The sequence below is a fragment of the Psychromonas sp. KJ10-10 genome, from assembly GCF_047323245.1.
In the GTDB taxonomy this organism is placed as follows: Bacteria; Pseudomonadota; Gammaproteobacteria; order Enterobacterales; family Psychromonadaceae; genus Psychromonas.
Genome location: NZ_CP178826.1, coordinates 229,592 through 248,859, shown reverse-complemented (window position 1 = coordinate 248,859; position 19,268 = coordinate 229,592). Strand labels below are relative to the sequence as shown.

Below are 19,268 nucleotides of genomic sequence, written 5' to 3'. Positions count from 1 at the left end.
TGATTATTCTCCCTTTAAGATATTTTATTTTTTAGGACTAATGGGAGGAGTGCTTTAATTCGTGTTTAAACAAAGCACTCGATTAAACTGAAAAATTTGATTAGTTTATTATATCAATAGGTTTCTAACCTTTGCAGAGACAAATTCTGACACGACTACAGTTGCTAGGATCACAATAATAATCAGGGTGACCTGTGGCCAGGCGAGTACATTTAGTGATGATGAAAGGAATAAGCCGATCCCTCCTGCGCCAACAAGTCCCAATATAGTTGACTCGCGAATGTTGATATCCCAGCGGAAGATAGCAATACTGAAAAAGGTTGGTAGTATTTGTGGGATAATTGCGTAATCAATGGTTTGAAAACGAGATGCGCCTGTTGACTCAATGGCTTCGATACTGATGCTGTTAGTTTCTTCAATGCTCTCATAGAGCAACTTGGCCACAAAACCGATCGACCTTAAGCCAATTGCGATTATGCCTGCAAGTATCCCAGGGCCAAGGATCATAACCAATAGAAGTGCCCATATCAGCGAGTTAATAGAGCGAGAAGCCGCAATAATAAATAGTGCAATAGGGCGTACAAAAAGTACCGATGGTGTCGTATTTCTGGCCGCTAAAAAGCGACGGGAAAGGCTAGAATAACACCGAGCAATGTGCCTAATGTTGCAATATTTAAGGTGTCCCACAGTGCTTTATAAAGCTTATTAATATACAACCAGTTAGGTGGAAACATGCGGTTTAATAAGTCTGCTCCCTGAGTCGGTGCATCGTAGATAAAATACCAGATAGTTTCCTCTGTCATGACTAGCCAACAATAAACTGTTAGTAAAACAGTTAAAAACCAACCACTCCACACAATCCATGCTTTACGTTTTGTATTTGCTTCCCACAACTTATTTTGATTTAGCTGATCCATTTTCTTATCCATCCAGAAAGATACTCACAGGCCATCACAATAATAATAATTAAAATAAGGATTGCGCCTGCAGAATCATATTCATAGCGATCAATCGCTGTGTTTAAAGTTGCTCCAATACCACCTGCACCAACAATGCCAATGACTGCTGACTCTCGAAAGTTGATATCAAATCGATAAAAGGACAATCCCACCATACGAGGCATAACCTGTGGCCAGATAGCGATATGAACTCGTTGCAACCAAGACGCGCCAGTGGAGGTGATTGCCTCGAGTTGTTTGCGATCGATTCCTTCAATTTCTTCTGCTATCAACTTGCCGAGAAATCCGATCGTTGCATAGGTTAGCGTTAAAAAACCTGCAAAGGCGCCAAAACCAAATAGAGCAACCAGAAATATTGCCACGATAATTTCTTGCATTGAACGAGACAGGGCGATAAAAGCACGACAGAAGAGATAAATAGGCTTTGGCGAAATATTACGTCTCGCGCCAACGCCAAAGGGTAGCGAAAGCAATATGCCTGCAAAGGTAGATGTAACGGTTATGGTGAGACTTTCTAAAATACCTGCATAGATATCCGTTGCTCTACTGGTAAAATCAGGACGTAAGAAACCTTCAAGAAAGCGAGCTCCTCGTTCTAAACCTTCGTAAGCTCGCATCCAATTAACCTCAACGCTACCAATACCGATTAACAGGTAAAGAGCAAACAGGAGCCAAAGAGCGATCCGCCAGTGCTTATTGGGCACAAGATAATGAGGTCTTTGCCAAGTACGCATTAGGCGACCTCCTCATCTTGTTGTTTTTCTGGATGCCAATCTTCATCGCCATAGATACGCGTTAAAACTTCTTCAGTTAATTGTTCAGGCTTTCCATCAAATACTATTTCACCACCCTGTAGACCAATAATACGATCCATAAACTGCATCGCTAAAGGAACATCGTGGATATTGATGATGGCTGGCAAGCCTTTTTCACGGCAAATATCTTGGATAAGGCGCATGATCTGACGTGATGTTTTAGGGTCTAGACTTGCTGTTGGTTCATCAACCAATAGCAGTTGAGGCTCCTGTGCTAATGCTCGTGCGATTCCGACACGCTGACAGCGCCCTCCGGAAAGTTCATCAGCACGCTTATTTGCATGCTCAATCAAACTAACACGCTCAAGGTATTCAAAGGCATTTTCGATATCATGCTGTGGATAACGGCGCAGAAAGGAACGCCAAAAGGGCAGGTAGCCGAGTCGACCTGAAAGCACATTTTCCATTACACTAAGTCTTTCAACTAAAGCGTATTCCTGAAAGATCATACCAATATGACGTCGCTGTTCGCGGATCTGTTTTGGCGCTAGTTCGCTGAGGCAGATATCCTGCAGATAGATTTGACCTTCGGATGGATCAATTAAGCGGTTAATACAACGGATAAGCGTGGATTTACCAGCCCCACTGGGGCCGATTAATCCAACAATTTCTCCCTTAGGAACTTGAAAGTTAATATCTTTCAAGACCCAAGGCCCCGTTTTATAGCGCTTTTTTAGATGTTCAATTTTAAGCACTTAGATTCCTATTGGCAGGTATATGAGACACCGTTTGCAGTATCGATTTTACGAATAACATCCCATTCTTCTTTGAAGGTAATTGGTAAGAACTGTCCTTCATCTTTAAACTCTTGCTGAAGTTTGGTTCCTTCCCATTTAAAGGTAAAAAATGCTTCTTGAATTTTTTCCTGTAATTCTGGTTTTAGGTTATAAGCGATACCGTAACCCGTTGTTGGGAATGTTTGTGATTTGTAGATAGAGTCAACTTGCTCAGCTTGAATAACATCACGAGCAAGCATGCGTTTTAGTACTGAGTTTGCAACTGCGACGACTTGATAATCTTTATTTGCCACACCGAGAATTGAATTATCGTGTTTACCAGAGAATACTGGTTCAAAATCACGTTCAGGGATTAGGTTAAAGTCAGCCTTTAGAATGGCAGAAGGTGCTTTAAACCCTGAGTTAGAAGTTTGTGAAGTGAATGCTAGCTTTTTACCTTTAATATCTGCTGGTGAATTAATACCAGAACCTGGGTAAGTGATGATTTCCATCTCGTAACCAAAAGAGCCGTCCTTTGCCGCCATCATAGTAAAAGGGCGGAAACCAGCACAAGCGACTGCAAGCGGATTTGAGCCAGTATTAAAGCCTGCTACATGAAGACGACCTGCACGCATTGCTTCAATTTGAGCCGCGTTAGATTGAACAGGGAAGAATTTAACTTTTTTACCTGTTACTGTTTCCATATGTTCAAGAAAGTCAGACCATACATCTACATATAACGCAGGATCTTCAACGGGTGTGTAAGCAAAAATAAGTGTGCTCGGATCGATTTGTTTAGATTTATCTGTTGGGATGTCTGCAATCAAGTCTTTGTCATTATCGACATAGCGACTATCTAGGGTAAATTCTGCCTGTGCTGTACCTGCTGTTAATAGTGAAGCACAAAGTAATCCATATACGCGTTTCATGAAATATCTCCAAAAATAAGTAATGATCTATTTGTAACCTTAAGAGAGGCTATACGCGATAATGGATATGAAGTGTGGCGACTATATGACAGATTTGCTTTTATTGTCCTTCTGCTCAGGATAAGCAGAATGATAAATACTGTATCAGTTAAGTTGTTTTTTATGGACTTAAAAATAAAATCACGATTTCATATGAACATTTTTGTTTATAAAGTAATATCATAATGACATCACAAGTATCTGTTTAAAAAATACTTTTCTCTTTTCATTCCTTTATATGACTGCATTATATATAACAGTAAAAGCTAATTTTTCGATATTTTTTAGAATAAAAACAATTCAGCAGATTTATTCAACAAATAATATTACTGAAATAAAATTGACATAAATTACCTTTATATTCATTTGAAAATAAATAAAGGTTCAAATGAATTTATGGATTTACGTCAACAAAAAATATTATCGTTATTAAATGAGCAGGAAATCTACTCACGGATGATTTAGCAAAAGAGTTCCAAGTAACTTCGCAAACAATCCGTCGTGATATAAATGCTCTCTGTGAATCTGGGCTTGCACGTAAACAACATGGTGGCATCACTTTACCACCCGCTCAAGATAACCTGTCCATTTCGAAGCGCGTGGTGACTAACGCATCTGTTAAACAAAGAATTTGTGTCGCCGCTTTGCAGGAAGTTTGCTCAGGAAATACAGTATTTCTCGGATATGGCTCCACAGTGGCTCAGTTTGCGAAAGCATTACCGGCGGATATTTGTTTAACGATTGTGACTAATAATCTTGATGCAGTCTCTCATTTGACTCATTTGCCAAACATAGATGTTTGGATCGCGGGTGGTCGGTTACGTCATCAACATCGAGATATATCTGGCGTTCATACTCAAAATTTCTTTAATTCATTTAGAGCTGATGTTGCCATATTGGGAGTCGGCGGAATCTCTGGACAAGGTGAATTATTAGAGTTTCAGTTTGATGAAGGTGAGCTAACAAAAACGATTCTAAAAAATAGCCGTAAAAGAGTTCTACTGGCAGATGCGAGTAAATACCTGCGTAATGCTAGTGTCTGTATATCTTCACTTGAAGATATCGATATGCTTTATAGCGATTGTCAGGCGGATGAACTGATAGAGCTTTGTGCGACTCAACAGGTTCAGTTGAATATTGTTGAGGCAAGCCTATGAGTTATTTCAGCATTGATAAGGTAAATAAACAGTTTGAAGACTTTACTGCCCTAAATAATATTAGTTTAGAAGTACAGCAAGGAGAGTTTATTGCGCTTCTTGGGCCTTCAGGTTGTGGTAAGTCTACCTTATTACGTATCCTTGCGGGGTTAGAACCTCCGACTTCTGGCAGGATAATGATTGATGGTAAAGACGTCACCAAAGTATCTCCAGCAGACCGTCATATATCAATGGTGTTTCAGTCCTATGCACTTTTCCCCCATTTATCAGTTAAAGAAAATATTCAATTTGGTCTTAAAGCACGTAGCATTAAAAAGTCTGAGCGTGATGCCCGATTAAAAGATGTGTTAGAGCTTGTTTCTTTAACTAGTCAACAAGATAAATTACCAAGTCAGTTAAGCGGTGGGCGCTGTCAACGTGTTGCATTAGCTAGAGCCGTTGTTAGCAAGCATCCTATTTGCCTGATGGATGAGCCTCTATCCAACCTTGACGCCAAGTTGAGAGCTGAGATGCGCACAGAAATTAGAGAGTTACAAAAGTCACTTGGTTTAACACTTATCTATGTCACCCATGATCAGGTGGAAGCCATGTCGATGGCTGATCGAATTGTACTTCTAAATAAGGGGGAAATTCAGCAACTAGGTACACCTCAGCAGTTATATAGCCAGCCTCAAAATGCCTTTACCGCACGTTTTATTGGCTCTCCAGCAATGAATGTTTTTGTATTGCCAGAGCAAACAGAATTGATCGGTGTCAGACCTGAAAATATTCGAATTTCTGATGAAGGACTGATGGGGCGTGTTATTCATACTGATTATCATGGTGATAGTACTTTGTTAAAAGTGAGTTTATTGAATGATTCGAAGGTATTGATCAAGGTAGACCGTTGGCAACAGTTTGATAAAAATCAGGTGATTTATATTAATTGGAAGCAGTCAGATCAACATAAATTCTGTGCAAAAAATGAAACGATTATTACTCATTCTGTCACTTTATAAATGACGGATTGATACCATCAAAAAAACCGAAAATACCAATGGAGACAAAGCAATGAAGCTTAACAACAAACTTTCTTTTTTAGGATTGGCCGTTAGTCTGAGTGCAATTAATGTAAGTGCTAAACAGCTTGACTTAACAATGTATTATCCAGTTGCAGTAGGTGGTGCATTAACAAAAGTTGTTGATGGAATGGTTGATGACTTTGAAAGTGCAAACCCTGATATTAATGTTAATGCGATTTATGCAGGTAACTATAACGATACACGAGTAAAAGCATTAGTCGCAATGAAATCAGGAAAAGCAGTTCAAACATCGGTTATGTTTTCGATTGATATGCTTGCACTAAAACAACGTGGAGTTATTTTGCCATTTAATGATTTCATTAAAACAGAAGAAGATAAGAAATGGTTAGAAAGTTTTTATCCTGCATTAATGGCGAACGGGCAAGTAGATGGTAAAACCTACGGAATTCCATTCCAACGCTCAACAATTGTGATGTATTACAATAAAGATGCATTTCGTGAAGCGGGTTTGAATCCAGACCAACCGCCAACTACTTGGGAAGAGATGAGCGACACTGCATCGAAGTTAGTGAAAAAATCTGCATCGGGCGAAACCGAGCGTTGGGGGGTGATGATTCCATCAACAGGTTATCCTTATTGGATGTTTGGCGCACTTGCTAAACAGCAAGGTGAGCAACTAATGAATACTGAAGGTACTAAAGTTAACTTCAATTCAGACAATATGGTTGAAGCACTTCAATACTGGCGAGATCTGGGTAACAAATACCAAGTAATGCCAACAGGAACAATTGAATGGGGAACATTGCGCCAAGAATTCTTGGAACAGAAAACAGCGATGATGTGGCACTCAACAGGCAATTTAACTGCAGTAATGAAAAATGCAACTTTTGATGTTGGTGTCGCGCAGTTACCTGCTCACATTGAACCAGGCTCTCCAACTGGAGGTGGTAATTTTTACTTACTCAATAGTGGTACAAAAGAAGAGCAACAAGCCGCATACCGTTTAGTTAAATTCATGACTTCTCCAGAACGTAGTGCTCAGTGGAGTATTGAAACAGGTTACGTTGGAGTTAGTGAGGCTTCTTATGCAACACCTGAAATGAAATTACATGTGCAAAACACACCACAAGCTTTGGTTGCTCGCGATCAATTGAGTGTGGCAACGGCTGAACTGGCAACTTATGAGGCAGGCAGGGTACGTAGTGTTTTAGATGATGCAATTCAAGCAACATTGACAGGTCAAAGTTCTGCAAAAGAAGCGTTAGATTCAGCACAAACGCAGGCCGATAGAATTTTACGTCGGGCAAATCGCGGTTAGTTTCTTTTTATATACTGCTGAAAGGTAATACCTTTCAGCATGTTTGGTTAATAACTTTATGCTGAATTCTTTAAAAAATTCTAATGCACTTTTTGCTTGGATGCTATTGCTTCCCGCAACAGTTCTATTGAGTTGCTTTACCTATATTCCTGCAGGGAATGCATTTTATACTAGCTTGTTTTCCACTAATTATGAAAATGAAAGCTATTTCGCACTTGTTGATAATATTTCTGACTTAGCCTATGACCCTGTTTTCTGGAAAGCATTAACTAATAATCTATGGTATGGCTTAATTACAGTTCCTTGCTCAATGATCTTAGCATTGATTATGGCACTATGGGTGAATGAAAAGTTTATTGGGCGCGGTTTACTTAGACTTTCCTTTTTTCTTCCTACTATGTTGCCAATGGTCGCTGCTGCTAATATATGGTTATTCTTTTACTCCCCAAATATTGGACTATTTAATCGAGCATTAGCAATATTTGGTATTCAAGGGTACAACTGGTTAGGAGATCCTGATATGGCCTTGGGATCTATTATGATGCTGGCTATTTGGAAAGAGGCTGGATTCTTTATGATTTTTTACCTAGCCGCTTTGCAGGCAATTCCAAGTGAACTGAATGATGCGGCAAGAATTGAAGCGCCTGGTTATTTTTATCGTTTACGTCGTTTTATATTACCGCTACTTGGCCCAACAACCTTATTTGTGTTTATTAATGCGGTGATTAATGCATTTAAAGTTGTAGACCACCTTTTATTCTCACCAAAGGTGGGCCTAATAATGCGAGTAAATTATTACTTTATTATATTTATGAAACGGCTTTTGCATTTTTTGACCAAGAATATGCGGCTAGCCTAACTATTGTTTTATTGCTTTTATTAGCGGTTTTTTCTGCAATTCAATTTGCTTTAAGTAATAAGAGGGTACATTACCGATGAGCACATTTGCTATTAATAGTGAGCATCAAGGATGGTTACTAAAAGCGAGCCGTTTTCTGAATATATCTGCGACTTGGGTTGTCGGTATATTGTGGATATTGCCTTTACTTTATATGTTTTGGGTCGCATTTCATTCTGGATCTGATGCCATTCATTTAGACTTAAGTCGACCTTGGTCTTTAGAAAATTTCCATCATGCATGGGAAGTCGCTCCCTTTGTCCGGTATCTGTGGAATACCTTTGCAATGGTTAGTATCTTACTTATCCTTCAGGTAATTGTTTGCACATTAGCCGCTTATGCATTAGCAAGGCTACAATTTAAAGGCCGTTCGTTAATGTTTGCTTTTGTTTTAATCCAATTAATGGTTATGCCGGAAGCCTTAATTTCTGAAAACTACTTAATGGTTGCTAAATTGGGGGCCGTTGACACCTATTTGGGAATCTCCTTGCCATATATTGCAAGTGCATTTGGTATATTCTTATTGCGTCAAACTTTTATGCAAATACCCCAGGAACTTGAAGATGTCTGCGCGTGTGGAAGGTCTTAGTCGCCTATCTATTTTATGGAAGGTTTATGTGCCCTTAGCTAAACCAACCTACTTAGCCTATGCACTTGTGTCCTTGAGTTATCACTGGAACAATTTTCTTTGGCCTCTTATTGTGACTAATACTGAGGATAGTCGTCCTATCACTGTAGGACTTGCACTTTTTGGCTCACCTGAAGTGGGAGTCGATTGGGGAATACTGAGTGCTGGTACTTTGATTGCAATATCACCTCTACTTGCTATGTTTTTGTTTTTTCAACGCCAATTTATGCAGTCATTTATGAACGCGGGGCTGAAATAATTTGTTAAGGATGCTTACCTCGCAGTCCGAGTTAACGACTGAACAAAGCATCTCGATTGGTAACGGGTATATATGATAATGCAATTCTAAATGTAATCGCATTTCAAGAGGTTAGCTACGCTAATATACTTAAACTAATAAAGTAAGTAGAATCAAGAGAACTAGTGCAGGCTTAATCTGACAGTCACCCGTTTATTAACTTATACATATTAAACTTTTATCGAATCCTATAAATCAGCTGACATTTCTCTTTAACCATTCTGACTTTAGTATTGCCAATACCACGCTATCCCACCAACGTCCTTTAAAGTACCTTTGTTCTTTGAAATGTGCTTCTTTTCTCATGCCTAAAGATTGGCAGAGTTTAATGGTCGCTTTATTTTCACTGATGGTTTCTGCGTATATTCGATGTATTCCTAATTTAGAAAAACCATGTTCAGTTAAAGCCTTAGTCGCTTCCTGTATATAACCACTTCCTTGAAACTCTCTTGATAACCCGGCGCCAATTGACGCCTGATTATCCTTTTCAATTCGTAAGCATACAGTACCTATAAAGGTTCCCGTCGGCTTATGTTCAATGGCTAATTGATATGAAGTGCGAGGATCTTCTTGGGCCTGCTCTATAAATAGCCTAGTCAACTGGCGGTATTTATCAGGGTCACAATCTGATTCGTCATAGAAGCGCTGATATTTAACATCTTGAGAAATTGCAACAAAATCTGTTTCATCGCTTATTTTCATATCACGTAAAATCAGTCTTTGCGTTTCAAGCTTAAACATTTTATTTCTTCCTGATAACAGATTGTAAAGTAAGTCCCATGTTAAAGATGATCTGAATGACACCGTACAGTTCAGCCATGTCCTGACAATCAGCTTCGATATAAGTACCCTGTGTTGACCTTGTAATGGTCAGGTCAGAAAAGGTTTGTTGCCAATTTGGCGACAATACCTCTTCAACACATATTTTGTAAGTCCTTAATCTATCTTTATGCGAGCTGTACATATCGTGCTCCCTTTATGATGATTAGAATCGATAGCCAACAGTCAATCCTAACCCCAATCCTCCTGCATCTCGCTCCTGTTTGTTGACTTTGAGGTCAACACTTGAGTAATGAGCGTTAACGCCAACTAACCAGTGCTGAGTGAATAGGTAGTCAACTCCGCCTCCAAGCCAGTATCCAGTGCCATTATCTTCGTAGGTTTGCTTCACATTAAAATCATCCTGTTGAAGCTTTGTTTTTGCAAAACTGATGCCAGCACCAACGTATGGTTGAAACAAGGGACCCATGATCTGAGGTTGCCATCTGAGGCCTAGATTGACCTCACCTATTGTCGTGTCAGTCTTCATTCCACTGCTTTTATTTTCATTACCGCTACCATATAGATCAACTGCAAGACCGATAGGCATGGAAGTTGGCTGATAAGTATATAGAAAACCAATAGTGGCCATCGAGTCATCAACTCCCCAGTTAGAATCTAATGATTTTGTTCCAAGTAGAACTTTTAAAGACGTTTGCTTTTCAGTCGCGTTCACTGTTTCCGGCGGATAGTGCTAATAATCCTGCAATAGTAAGAGTGTAAAGTTTGTTATTCATAATATGTCCTTTGTTTATCTCGTATTAGTTTTAAGCTTTATTGCTTGAGAGATAGATTACTCAGAGGACGATAGTTCCACATCACCACATGATGTGATTTATTTAAATTCAGTCAATAAAATGATGGGCCCGTGCTTGATTAATAGCGGCGCGTCGATTCGTTACCCCCAATTTTGAGTAGATATTTTTGGTATGTGTTCTAAAGGTATTGAGGCTAACAAAAAGCTTTGAGGCAATCTGAGGCCCAGTAAGTTCTGTGTCTAACCATTGCAGGACTTGTTTTTCTTTTGTACTTAGAGCTTCTATTAATTGTGTTGCCGCAGGTGCGATAGTGGCTTGTTTAGTCACCAAGTCATATTTGACCAATAATGTATTGACTGCTTTTATTTCTGTCAGCCAAGATGCATTATCATTTTCTGCTTTTAACAACAGGATCTGTTCAAGTATCTTTTTAGCGGTTGGTTTATCTGCCCCGATATCTGCTTTTATTGCCAGGATCATTTTTTGAGTGAATAGAATATTGGGGCTACTTTCATGGCTACTTGCGTTACTTAAGATATTAGTTATTTTGTTGTTTGTATCTTGTAGTGTAAGCAGATAACCAAGATAAGAAAAACAATGAATATGGAAAGGTTGCTCTAAGTAGGGACTTTTACTAAAAACCTCTGTATTGCCTTGATTGAGCATCAAGATTGATTTCCAGTAAGCAGGAGGTTTATGACAAGGATTAGGTGTTTCTTGATAGATTGCCTCGGCGTCACTGAAGTATTTCATTGCACTTTCTGTTTTATTTTGTGCAAGGTCCACTCGACCTGCTAGTTGTGGGTAGCGATATTTAGTTTCTCTCATTGCCCCTAACACACCAAATTGTTGGGCCGAATCTAACAAGTCTAAAGCATTATCATAGTCGCCTTGTTCACATTTAATTTCTGCTAATAATAGGTAAACATCGGCACACCCTTCGACTACATATCCATTTTTCTGCTCAACAATGTTAACGGCACTTTCAACGATTAATCGTGCTTTTGTGAGCCAACCGAATTGATAGTAGTAATCACCGAGCAAAAAACGACTGGTTATTTTTGCGCTGATATCATCTGAATTATCCATATTAGCAACGGCGACTTTTAGGCTGATTTCTGCATTATGAATATCGCCATTTCGCCATAATGCGATGCCTTCTAAGGCATGAGATGAGCCACGCCAGACTTGCTCACTACTTGGTAGTACATTAAGAGCACTTCGAACTCGTGTTAATACTTCATCGCTATACCCCTGTGCCACATAAATATAGGCTTCACCAATACTAACGATGCCTAAAGTTGTTTTTTCAGGTGTTGTTAAGGGGTGGTTGGCATTTTCAAAGTGATCTCTAGTGGCATCTAACAGAAACATTCCCTGTTCTGGGTTATGTGGCAAAAGCGCTAGGGCATAATAACCAGCTAAAACAGGGCAATTTAGGATCATAGTGTTTTTGATATCACTGAGCCATTCTATTAATAAAGAGTCGTGGGATTTTGTTCTTGCGCTAGGCCATTGCTGTTCCATTATTTCAAGTAAGTAATCTTGTCCACAGGCACGCGCATAAATAACCGAATCCTCAAGTCTATCTTCCTTGGCGAACCACACTGCGGCTCTTTGGTTTAGTGTCAATTCTCTTTGTTTGCTTATGTTAGATTTGATACTTAGTGTATCGGCAAAAAGGTGGTGATAGCGATAACAACCTCTTTTTTCATCTAATGGAACAATAAAAATATTGTTCATTTCAAGAAAAGATAGTATCTCTGCACTGTCTTTTCTTTGTAATACATAATCGCAAACCTCAGCAGATAGTTCTTTAAGGAAAAAAGTTTCAAGTAAAAAATGCTTGATATTATTTTTCATCAGATCAAGTACTTGCTCTGCTAGATAGTCAAGAATATAGCTGTGAGAGCCAGAAAATTTAGTCAGTGCTTCATTGATATTATTGGCTGATTTCAAAACCAGTGCTGAAAGTTGTAGTCCTACTGCCCAACCTTCCGTTTTTTGATTTACTGTCAGAGTATTATCAGGAGTGAGGTGGATATTGGCATTGAGTGTTATTAATTCGTTTGCCTCGTCATCGGAAAAACGCAATTCTGAGGACCGCACTTCAATGAGCTCATTCTGAGTTCTTAGTTTTGCTAATGGTAAGGCAGGATCAGCTCTGGTGATTAATATCAGATGTACATTTGCTGGCAGGTTATCTACAAAACTATTCAACAGTTTATCGATTGCTACGCAACTTGCTAGGTGATAATCATCAAGTATCAGAATAATATCGCTTGGATAATAGGTTAGTTCATTAATGATGCTTGTTATTAGGTGCTCTGAATTTATTTCACCGGGCACCTGAACTATATTCCATGCTTCCTCGAGAAGCGAACCATCAGCCTCCCTAATAGCGGCTACTAGATAGCTTAAAAAAGAATCTTGGTTTTTGTCCTTTGAATCTAAAGAAAGCCAAGCGCATTGTGTTTGTAAACTTGACGCCCAACTTGCAATCAGCAACGACTTACCAAAACCAGCGGGCGCAGAAACGAGCGTTAAGCGCGTATTAATAGCTTGCTCAAGTTTTTCGAGCAATGCACGCCTTGTAATATGCTTGGATGTTGGTCTTGGTTTATATAGTTTAGTTTTTAATATCATTGACTTTACCTAGAGTAAATAACCTCAATTCTGGATAAGCTAAACGATACAGTACTGCTATTTACGCGTTAAACCATCTATCAATAAGCAGTTATTGCTACGATAATTCAGCTGAACTTGGCAAAACTAACAACACTGTATAATCTTTTTTAAGTGCTTGTTACTTAATTTTATTTTGCTTCCATTATCCAGAAATAGGGCTAAATATCATTTTGAGAATGATTCAAAGGTTATTAGAAGTACTCTATACAATAGTAAAAAACCATAACATCAAGGAAATGAAGTTTCAAAAATATTGTAGGCGTGAGGAAAGACCTAATAATAGTTTTTGTGATAATTATTAATGCTGATAATCACTAAAATCACCATATGTGGTGATTTTAGTGATATTGCACTTATGTATAGTTTCCTAAATTAAATGTGTGCTTTAGGAGAATAAAAATGCAGAGTAAAACAAAAAAATATTAGTTGCAGGAGCAACTGGTTATCTTGGTGGTCATATAGTGAGTGCCCTTAATGCCTCATCTACCGACTTTATAGCATTGGCAAGAAATACAACTAAGCTCAAAGAAATGGGAATTGATGAAAATAATATTCGAGTCGCCGAAGTAACTAACCCGAGTAGTTTGCTTGGCTGTTGTGATGATATCGATGTGGTTATTTCCTGTGTTGGTATTACCCGCCAAAAAGATGGTCTTAAATATATAGATGTTGATTATCAGGCTAATTGTAATCTACTTGATGAGGCTGAACGAGCGGGAGTAAAAAAGTTTATTTATATTTCTGCCTTTAATGCCCCAAAATTCCAAAAGGTGCGATTGCTTAAGGCAAAGGAAGCCTTTGCTAATAAGTTGCTTAAATCAACAAGGTTAACACCCAGTGTGATCAGGCCAAATGGTTTCTTTTCTGATTTAGAAGAATATTACGATATGGTTCAATCGGGACGAGCCTATGTATTTGGTAATGGGAGTATTCGCTTAAATCCTATTCATGGTGCTGATCTTGCGGATGTTTGTCTTGAAGCCGTAGATAAAAATGAGCATGAAATAGATGTAGGTGGGCCGGATATTTTATCTGTAACACAGATTGTAGAGCTCGCTTTCGAGGCTCAGAAACGCCAAGCTAAAGTGATTTATTTGCCGGAATGTTTGAGAAAAGTAGCCATATCAACTGCCTCTTTATTCCCTGAGCGTTATGCAGGTGCACTTGAGTTTTTTCTCTCCGTGAGTGCTACTAATATGATTGCACCTACTTATGGAACAAGAACACTTGAGGCATACTTTAAAGAGATTGCTCTAAGAGCCACTCTGTCTAATTAAGGATCTAAAGGTGAGAATATGGATTATTTAAAGGTTAATAAAGCGACATGGGACAAAAGAACTAATGTACATGTGGACTCAAAATTCTATGACGTTGAATCCTTTAAACAAGGGAATAGTTCTTTAAACCCGCTTGAGCTTAAATTAGTTGGCAGTGTTGAGGGTAAAAGTTTATTGCATTTACAATGTCATTTTGGTTTAGATACTTTATCTTGGGCACGCTTGGGAGCGCAAGTCACAGGAGTCGATTTGTCCTCCAACGCGATTCAACAAGCCAACGCTTTAAAAACATCATTAGGCTTAGAGGCGACTTTTATAGAAAGTGATGTCTGCCAGTTTACGAGTAACAATCAGGGACAGTTTGATATCGTATTTACTTCCTATGGTGTTCTATGCTGGTTACCCGATTTATCGAAATGGGCTCAGACGATAGCCGATTCGCTTAAGGTAGGTGGACGATTTCATATGGTGGAATTCCATAGCTTTAATGATTTACTCAGTGGATACGCTTATTTTCCAAAGGCTGAACCCGATATAGAAACAGAGGGAACATATACAGAAAACTGTGATGGTGCGACTTCAACTACAGTCACCTGGTCACATTCTATCAGTGAGGTTGTTTCTGCCTTAATTAATGTAGGGTTAACAATTGAAACATTTAGTGAAAGTCCTTACAGCCCATATAAGTGTTTTGATGGTTTACAATTGGTAGCAGATTGTGGATATCAGATGTTACATAAAGGTCAGCAAGTGCCTTTGTTATATTGTATAACTGCACGGAAAAACTGATTATAATATGGTCGTCGCTTTTGTTTTGTTTTTATCTTGTAGTGTCTGCCCAGGTGTTTCACCAAATAGACGTTTGTAATTCTGACTGAATAGGCTGAGGTGGAAAAAGCCATAGTTGAATGCTATTTCGGAAATAGTTAATGAATCTTGGTTATTTAATAATTCACGTCTTACCTGATTAAGGCGTAGTACCTGGATATATTGCTTAGGTGAAATGCCATAACATTGCATAAAGGTATATTGCAGAGTGCGTCGACTGACGTGTACTGTCTGCGCATATTTCACTCATAGTGATAGGCGACTTCATGCGAGATTCATTGAGATACTCCTGAACACGACCCATGATACGTTGACGCTGAGGTGAAGTAACATGAGTTGCTACTACCGGTTGTGCTTGGCTCAATAGTTCCAATGTCGCATCTTGCAGAATCGCTTCATGGGTGCGACTACTCCAGCGATTCCCCTTGGGTTGCAACAATAAAGAAAGGTATTGTCTAAATTTTTGTAACTCAGTGGCTGGAATGTTGTCTAGCCAAAGTGCATTGCGATGACTTTCATAAAGCTCTTCTTTATTGTTCTCTGTTAACTCAGTAAAAAAACTAGGGTGTAAGACCAATCCATAAATAGAGAAGTTATCAGGGGTTAATAATTCAAAATCCTCGCTACCAGGGCGACATAAACACTGCTGATTGGAGGTTTCCTCATTATTAATGCGACAACTTTTATTATTTGCGCTGAATCCTATCCACAGTCCGCCATGCTCTACTTTGCATTGTTGGCGTAAGCTAAGGCTAGTGTCTTCACGAAATGTGTGGATATGTGGAAAATGCAATTCATTGATAACCCCAAGAAAGTGCCCTTGACTAAGTTGATCAAATTCCTGCCGCCAGTTGATTAGGTTGGTCGCCTGATGGTTTGCATCATGAGAGTGAATTGTGCTCAGAGATGGTGCGTCTGTTGTTAATGTCAGTCTATCCATTTTCACCTTCCTGCTCAGCGCTATGAACCAATATAGTGCTTAATAACCCTATCTTATTGTTATATATGTATTTTTTATGATTGCCAATTTTTGATACTGGTTGGGTACAAATATAGCTACCTATTTAGGATAGCCTCTGTATCTAAGACAGCAAAAATTGCACCAATTCGTAAAAGGAGATCTGATGCCTGGTTTTATTATTTCTTACATCAAGTATGTCGATAAATTTAATTATTTTATCGGGCGTATTGCGATGTACGGAATCTTCATCATGGTTGGCGTATTGTTATGGTCTTCTATCTCTAAAACCTTTTTTATGCCATCACTGTGGACCTTAGAGTCTGCTCAGTTTGCTATGGTCGCTTATTATATTCTTGGTGGCGCATACGCGATGCAGTTAAAGGCAAATGTGCGTATGGACCTTTTTTATGGTAATTGGACGGTAAAAAAACGAGCCTGGATGGATGCTTTCACTGTTTTCTTTCTGATTTTTTTCCTGTTTGTACTGCTTTATGGTGGTTTGGAAAGCATGCTTTATTCGCTTGAATATGGACAGCGAACCCGTAGTGCTTGGCGACCACTAATCTGGCCGATTAAGGCGGTAATGTGTACTGGTTTTATCATGATGATACTGCAAGCTATTTCAGAGTTGTTTAAAGATATTGCGATTATTCGAGGAGTAAAAATTAAATGAGTTATGGAATGATTGCAACGGTGATGTTTGCATCGATGGCATTGTTGATGGCAACAGGTCAGCGTGTCTTTGTCGCAATAGGGGCTGTCGCGTCTATCGCCGCCATTTTGTTATGGGGAAATGGCGGAGCAGAAATCCCTTTTACGGTCGCTATGAAGGTAATGAATTGGTACCCAATGCTGACTTTACCGATGTTTATTTTTATGGGCTACATTCTTTCAGAATCCAAGATTGCCGATGATCTTTATAGAATGTTTCATGTTTGGATGGGCCCCATGCCAGGCGGTTTAGCGATAGGTACCATAGGTTTAATGGTATTAGTTTCAGCTATGAACGGACTTTCTGTTGCAGGTATGGCTATCGGTGCCACGATAGCATTACCGGAATTGTTAAAACGTGGCTATGACAAGAGAATGGTTACCGGCGTGGTTCAGGCTGGTGCGTCACTAGGGATTTTAGTACCGCCATCCGTTGTTTTGGTTTTATACGCCATGATTGCTCGTCAACCAGTTGGCCAACTTTGGTTAGCAGGTGTTATTCCTGGGTTGATAATGGCGGTTATGTTTATACTTTATATTGTCATCCGTTGTCACCTTAACCCTGAAATGGGGCCTGTATTAAGCAAAGAAGAGCGAAGTGTTCCTCGTGCTGAAAAGTTACGTCTACTTGGTGCGGGAGCACTACCTTTAGGTATTTTTGCGGTGATGATGGTGCCCTTTGTGAATGGTTGGACGAGTCTAGTAGAAAGTTCTGCAATTGGCGCCATGGCGACTCTGCTGGCCGCTATTTTTAAAAAACGTATGACCAAAGCTGTGTTCGAGAGTTCTGTCCGTAATACCTTAGGTATCTCCTGCATGTTTATGTGGATCATTCTTGCCGCATTAGGCTTTGGCGCAATATTCGATGGATTAGGTGCGGTAAAAGCTATCGCAGATTTGTTTACTGAACAGTTAGGATTAAGCCCTTGGATGATACTGATTTTGATGCAGTTATCTTTTCTGGTAATGGGGACTTTTCTTGATGATACTGCCATGTTGGTTATCGTTGCCCCTCTGTTTGTTCCACTCGTTCACGCACTCGGCTTTGATTTAATTTGGTACGGTGTGCTTTATACCATTACCTGTCAGATAGCTTATATGACCCCCCTTTTGGTTATAACCTATTTTTAATGCGCGCAATGGCACCACCTGAAATTTCACTGCGCGATATTTACGGCTCTATTGGTCCCTTTGTTGGCATTATGTTACTTGCACTTATTCTGATTATGGTTTTCCCAGATCTCGCGCTGTGGTTGCCAAATTATGTTTACGGATAATAGCACTATGAACATTTTATATTTAACGAATTACTCACGCACTCTTGACGGGCTAGTGTCCGTCTGCAAACTATCAACAGGAGAAATACTATGAACTCAAGACGTAAGTTTTTAACCACAGTCGCTGCGCTGACCGCTGGTACTGTGCTGGCTCCTGCAAAAACTTTTGCGGCTGACCCTAAGATTAAATGGCGTATGCAAACCTATGCTGGGGCGGCACTTGCAGAACATGTTGTTAAACCTGCGATAGAAGCATTTAATCGTATTGCTGGTGAAGAAATGCAAATTGAGCTTTATTTTGCTGATCAGCTTGTCCCAACTGGTGAGTTATTCCGTGCGTTACAAAAAGGCATCATTGATGCGGTTCAGTCAGATGATGACTCGATGGCATCACCAACAGAAGTAACCACATTTGGGGGCTATTTTCCCTTTGGTAGTCGCTATTCATTAGATGTTCCGGTTTTATTTAATCAGTATGGTTTAGATGAAATTTGGAAGGAAGAATATGCGAAAGTGGGCATTAAACATATCTCTGCTGGTGCTTGGGATCCATGTCATTTTGCCACTAAAAAACCTATCAATAGTTTAGCAGACTTAAAAGGATTAAGAGTATTTACCTTCCCAACGGCAGGCCGTTTCATGGCTAAGTATGGTGTAGTACCTGTTTCTATTCCTTGGGAAGATGTTGAAGTTGCGCTTCAAACTGGTGAATTAGATGGTATTGCGTGGTCAGGTATCACTGAAGATTACACAGTTGGTTGGTCTAAAGTAACGGATTACTTCCTAACAAATAATATTTCTGGTGCTTGGATTGGTCACTTCTTTGCTAATATGGATCGCTATAATGAATTACCAGAGCACCTTAAAGAATTGCTCGGGTTATGTATGGAAACCTCACATTACTATCGTCAATGGTGGTACTGGGGTGGTGAAGCGAAACTACGTGTAGAAGGTCCTGATATGAAACTCACTACTATTCCTGATGAAGAGTGGGCGCAGGTTGAAGCGGATGCTCGTGAGTTTTGGGATGAAATTGCTAAAGAGTCTCCTACTAAAGCGAAAATTGTTGAAGTCTTCAAAAAGTACAATGCGGATATGGAGAAAGCGGGCAGACCGTATCGTTACAGCTAATCATAGCAATTCTTTTTGGATAAATGCCTGCTGAGTCAT

21 protein-coding genes and 2 pseudogenes are annotated in these 19,268 nt (G+C 39.4%); 12 read left to right on the top strand and 11 right to left on the bottom strand.

Annotation, left to right across the window (positions count from 1 at the left end; all coding sequences use genetic code 11):
- Positions 1 to 108 precede the first annotated feature (108 nt).
- From ACLKMH_RS01400 to phnD, 5 genes are read right to left on the bottom strand one after another with little or no spacing between them, the layout of a single operon-like run.
- The gene (locus tag ACLKMH_RS01400; RefSeq protein WP_413700575.1) at positions 109 to 687 is read right to left on the bottom strand and encodes a PhnE/PtxC family ABC transporter permease; all 579 of its coding nucleotides are present in this window, start codon (positions 685 to 687) and stop codon (positions 109 to 111) included.
- Positions 615 to 917, bottom strand: a complete 303-nt coding sequence (locus ACLKMH_RS01395; protein WP_413700574.1) for a hypothetical protein — start codon at positions 915 to 917, stop codon at positions 615 to 617. Before ACLKMH_RS01395 ends, ACLKMH_RS01400 begins: the two co-directional genes overlap by 73 nt.
- Positions 905 to 1,693, bottom strand: coding sequence for a phosphonate ABC transporter, permease protein PhnE (gene phnE / locus ACLKMH_RS01390; protein ID WP_413700573.1), 789 nt, complete (start codon positions 1,691 to 1,693; stop codon positions 905 to 907). Before phnE ends, ACLKMH_RS01395 begins: the two co-directional genes overlap by 13 nt.
- A complete protein-coding gene (gene phnC / locus ACLKMH_RS01385) occupies positions 1,693 to 2,469 on the bottom strand; it encodes a phosphonate ABC transporter ATP-binding protein (RefSeq protein ID WP_413700572.1) in 777 nt (258 codons plus the stop codon). Before phnC ends, phnE begins: the two co-directional genes overlap by 1 nt.
- A gap of 8 nt (positions 2,470 to 2,477) precedes the next feature.
- Positions 2,478 to 3,419 (bottom strand): phosphate/phosphite/phosphonate ABC transporter substrate-binding protein, encoded by a 942-nt coding sequence (phnD, locus tag ACLKMH_RS01380; protein WP_413700571.1) that lies wholly within the window; start codon positions 3,417 to 3,419, stop codon positions 2,478 to 2,480.
- A 491-nt stretch (positions 3,420 to 3,910) separates the two neighbouring features.
- On the opposite strand from phnD, the pseudogene ACLKMH_RS01375 reads away from it, so the two are divergent.
- The 7 genes and pseudogenes from ACLKMH_RS01375 to ACLKMH_RS01345 all read left to right on the top strand — a co-directional run.
- A pseudogene (locus ACLKMH_RS01375) lies at positions 3,911 to 4,009 on the top strand (DeoR family transcriptional regulator); the annotation flags it as partial.
- A 51-nt stretch (positions 4,010 to 4,060) separates the two neighbouring features.
- On the top strand, positions 4,061 to 4,615 hold the full coding sequence (locus ACLKMH_RS01370; protein WP_413700570.1) for a DeoR/GlpR family DNA-binding transcription regulator: 555 nt from the start codon (positions 4,061 to 4,063) through the stop codon (positions 4,613 to 4,615).
- On the top strand, positions 4,612 to 5,613 hold the full coding sequence (locus ACLKMH_RS01365) for an ABC transporter ATP-binding protein (protein WP_413700569.1): 1,002 nt from the start codon (positions 4,612 to 4,614) through the stop codon (positions 5,611 to 5,613). The genes ACLKMH_RS01370 and ACLKMH_RS01365 overlap by 4 nt, the downstream gene beginning before the upstream one ends.
- 52 nt (positions 5,614 to 5,665) lie before the next feature.
- A complete protein-coding gene (locus tag ACLKMH_RS01360) occupies positions 5,666 to 6,955 on the top strand; it encodes an ABC transporter substrate-binding protein (protein ID WP_413700568.1) in 1,290 nt (429 codons plus the stop codon).
- A 58-nt stretch (positions 6,956 to 7,013) separates the two neighbouring features.
- Positions 7,014 to 7,814: a carbohydrate ABC transporter permease gene (locus ACLKMH_RS01355; protein WP_413700567.1), complete on the top strand. Its 801-nt coding sequence runs from the start codon at positions 7,014 to 7,016 to the stop codon at positions 7,812 to 7,814.
- Between the two features lie 76 nt (positions 7,815 to 7,890).
- Positions 7,891 to 8,442, top strand: coding sequence for a carbohydrate ABC transporter permease (locus ACLKMH_RS01350; protein WP_413700566.1), 552 nt, complete (start codon positions 7,891 to 7,893; stop codon positions 8,440 to 8,442).
- A complete protein-coding gene (locus ACLKMH_RS01345) occupies positions 8,417 to 8,740 on the top strand; it encodes an ABC transporter permease subunit (protein WP_413700565.1) in 324 nt (107 codons plus the stop codon). The genes ACLKMH_RS01350 and ACLKMH_RS01345 overlap by 26 nt, the downstream gene beginning before the upstream one ends.
- Positions 8,741 to 8,974: 234 nt before the next feature.
- On the opposite strand, the gene ACLKMH_RS01340 is transcribed toward ACLKMH_RS01345, so the two are convergent.
- The 4 genes from ACLKMH_RS01340 to ACLKMH_RS01325 all read right to left on the bottom strand — a co-directional run bounded on the left by ACLKMH_RS01340 (position 8,975) and on the right by ACLKMH_RS01325 (position 12,939).
- Positions 8,975 to 9,520, bottom strand: coding sequence for a GNAT family N-acetyltransferase (locus tag ACLKMH_RS01340; protein ID WP_413700564.1), 546 nt, complete (start codon positions 9,518 to 9,520; stop codon positions 8,975 to 8,977).
- 1 nt (position 9,521) lies between these two features.
- Positions 9,522 to 9,743: a hypothetical protein gene (locus tag ACLKMH_RS01335; RefSeq protein ID WP_413700563.1), complete on the bottom strand. Its 222-nt coding sequence runs from the start codon at positions 9,741 to 9,743 to the stop codon at positions 9,522 to 9,524.
- Positions 9,744 to 9,764: 21 nt separating this feature from the next.
- The gene (locus ACLKMH_RS01330) at positions 9,765 to 10,274 is read right to left on the bottom strand and encodes an outer membrane protein (RefSeq protein ID WP_413700562.1); all 510 of its coding nucleotides are present in this window, start codon (positions 10,272 to 10,274) and stop codon (positions 9,765 to 9,767) included.
- Positions 10,275 to 10,443: 169 nt separating this feature from the next.
- Positions 10,444 to 12,939, bottom strand: coding sequence for a LuxR C-terminal-related transcriptional regulator (locus ACLKMH_RS01325; RefSeq protein WP_413700561.1), 2,496 nt, complete (start codon positions 12,937 to 12,939; stop codon positions 10,444 to 10,446).
- A gap of 524 nt (positions 12,940 to 13,463) precedes the next feature.
- Between ACLKMH_RS01325 and ACLKMH_RS01320 the strand changes: the two genes are divergently transcribed.
- Entirely contained in the window at positions 13,464 to 14,321 is an 858-nt protein-coding gene (locus tag ACLKMH_RS01320; protein ID WP_413702226.1) for an SDR family oxidoreductase, read from the top strand.
- An 18-nt stretch (positions 14,322 to 14,339) separates the two neighbouring features.
- Positions 14,340 to 15,110 (top strand): class I SAM-dependent methyltransferase, encoded by a 771-nt coding sequence (locus ACLKMH_RS01315; protein WP_413700560.1) that lies wholly within the window; start codon positions 14,340 to 14,342, stop codon positions 15,108 to 15,110.
- Here the strand turns inward: ACLKMH_RS01315 and ACLKMH_RS01310 are convergent, their stop codons facing one another.
- A complete protein-coding gene (locus tag ACLKMH_RS01310; RefSeq protein WP_413700559.1) occupies positions 15,111 to 15,341 on the bottom strand; it encodes a helix-turn-helix domain-containing protein in 231 nt (76 codons plus the stop codon). It abuts the gene before it with no gap.
- Positions 15,316 to 16,089 carry a hypothetical protein gene (locus ACLKMH_RS01305; RefSeq protein WP_413700558.1) on the bottom strand — a complete coding sequence of 258 codons (774 nt, stop codon included), beginning with the start codon at positions 16,087 to 16,089 and terminating at the stop codon, positions 15,316 to 15,318. The genes ACLKMH_RS01310 and ACLKMH_RS01305 overlap by 26 nt, the downstream gene beginning before the upstream one ends.
- A gap of 184 nt (positions 16,090 to 16,273) precedes the next feature.
- Here ACLKMH_RS01305 and ACLKMH_RS01300 point away from each other — a divergent pair, with 184 nt between their 5' ends.
- The 3 genes and pseudogenes from ACLKMH_RS01300 to ACLKMH_RS01290 all read left to right on the top strand — a co-directional run bounded on the left by ACLKMH_RS01300 (position 16,274) and on the right by ACLKMH_RS01290 (position 19,229).
- Positions 16,274 to 16,783, top strand: a complete 510-nt coding sequence (locus tag ACLKMH_RS01300) for a TRAP transporter small permease subunit (RefSeq protein ID WP_413700557.1) — start codon at positions 16,274 to 16,276, stop codon at positions 16,781 to 16,783.
- Positions 16,780 to 18,098 (top strand): annotated as a pseudogene (locus ACLKMH_RS01295) (TRAP transporter large permease). The gene ACLKMH_RS01300 and the pseudogene ACLKMH_RS01295 overlap by 4 nt, the downstream one beginning before the upstream one ends.
- Before the next feature lie 90 nt (positions 18,099 to 18,188).
- Complete coding sequence (locus tag ACLKMH_RS01290; RefSeq protein WP_413700556.1) at positions 18,189 to 19,229, top strand: TRAP transporter substrate-binding protein; 1,041 nt, start codon at positions 18,189 to 18,191, stop codon at positions 19,227 to 19,229.
- The last annotated feature ends 39 nt before the right edge of the window (positions 19,230 to 19,268 follow it).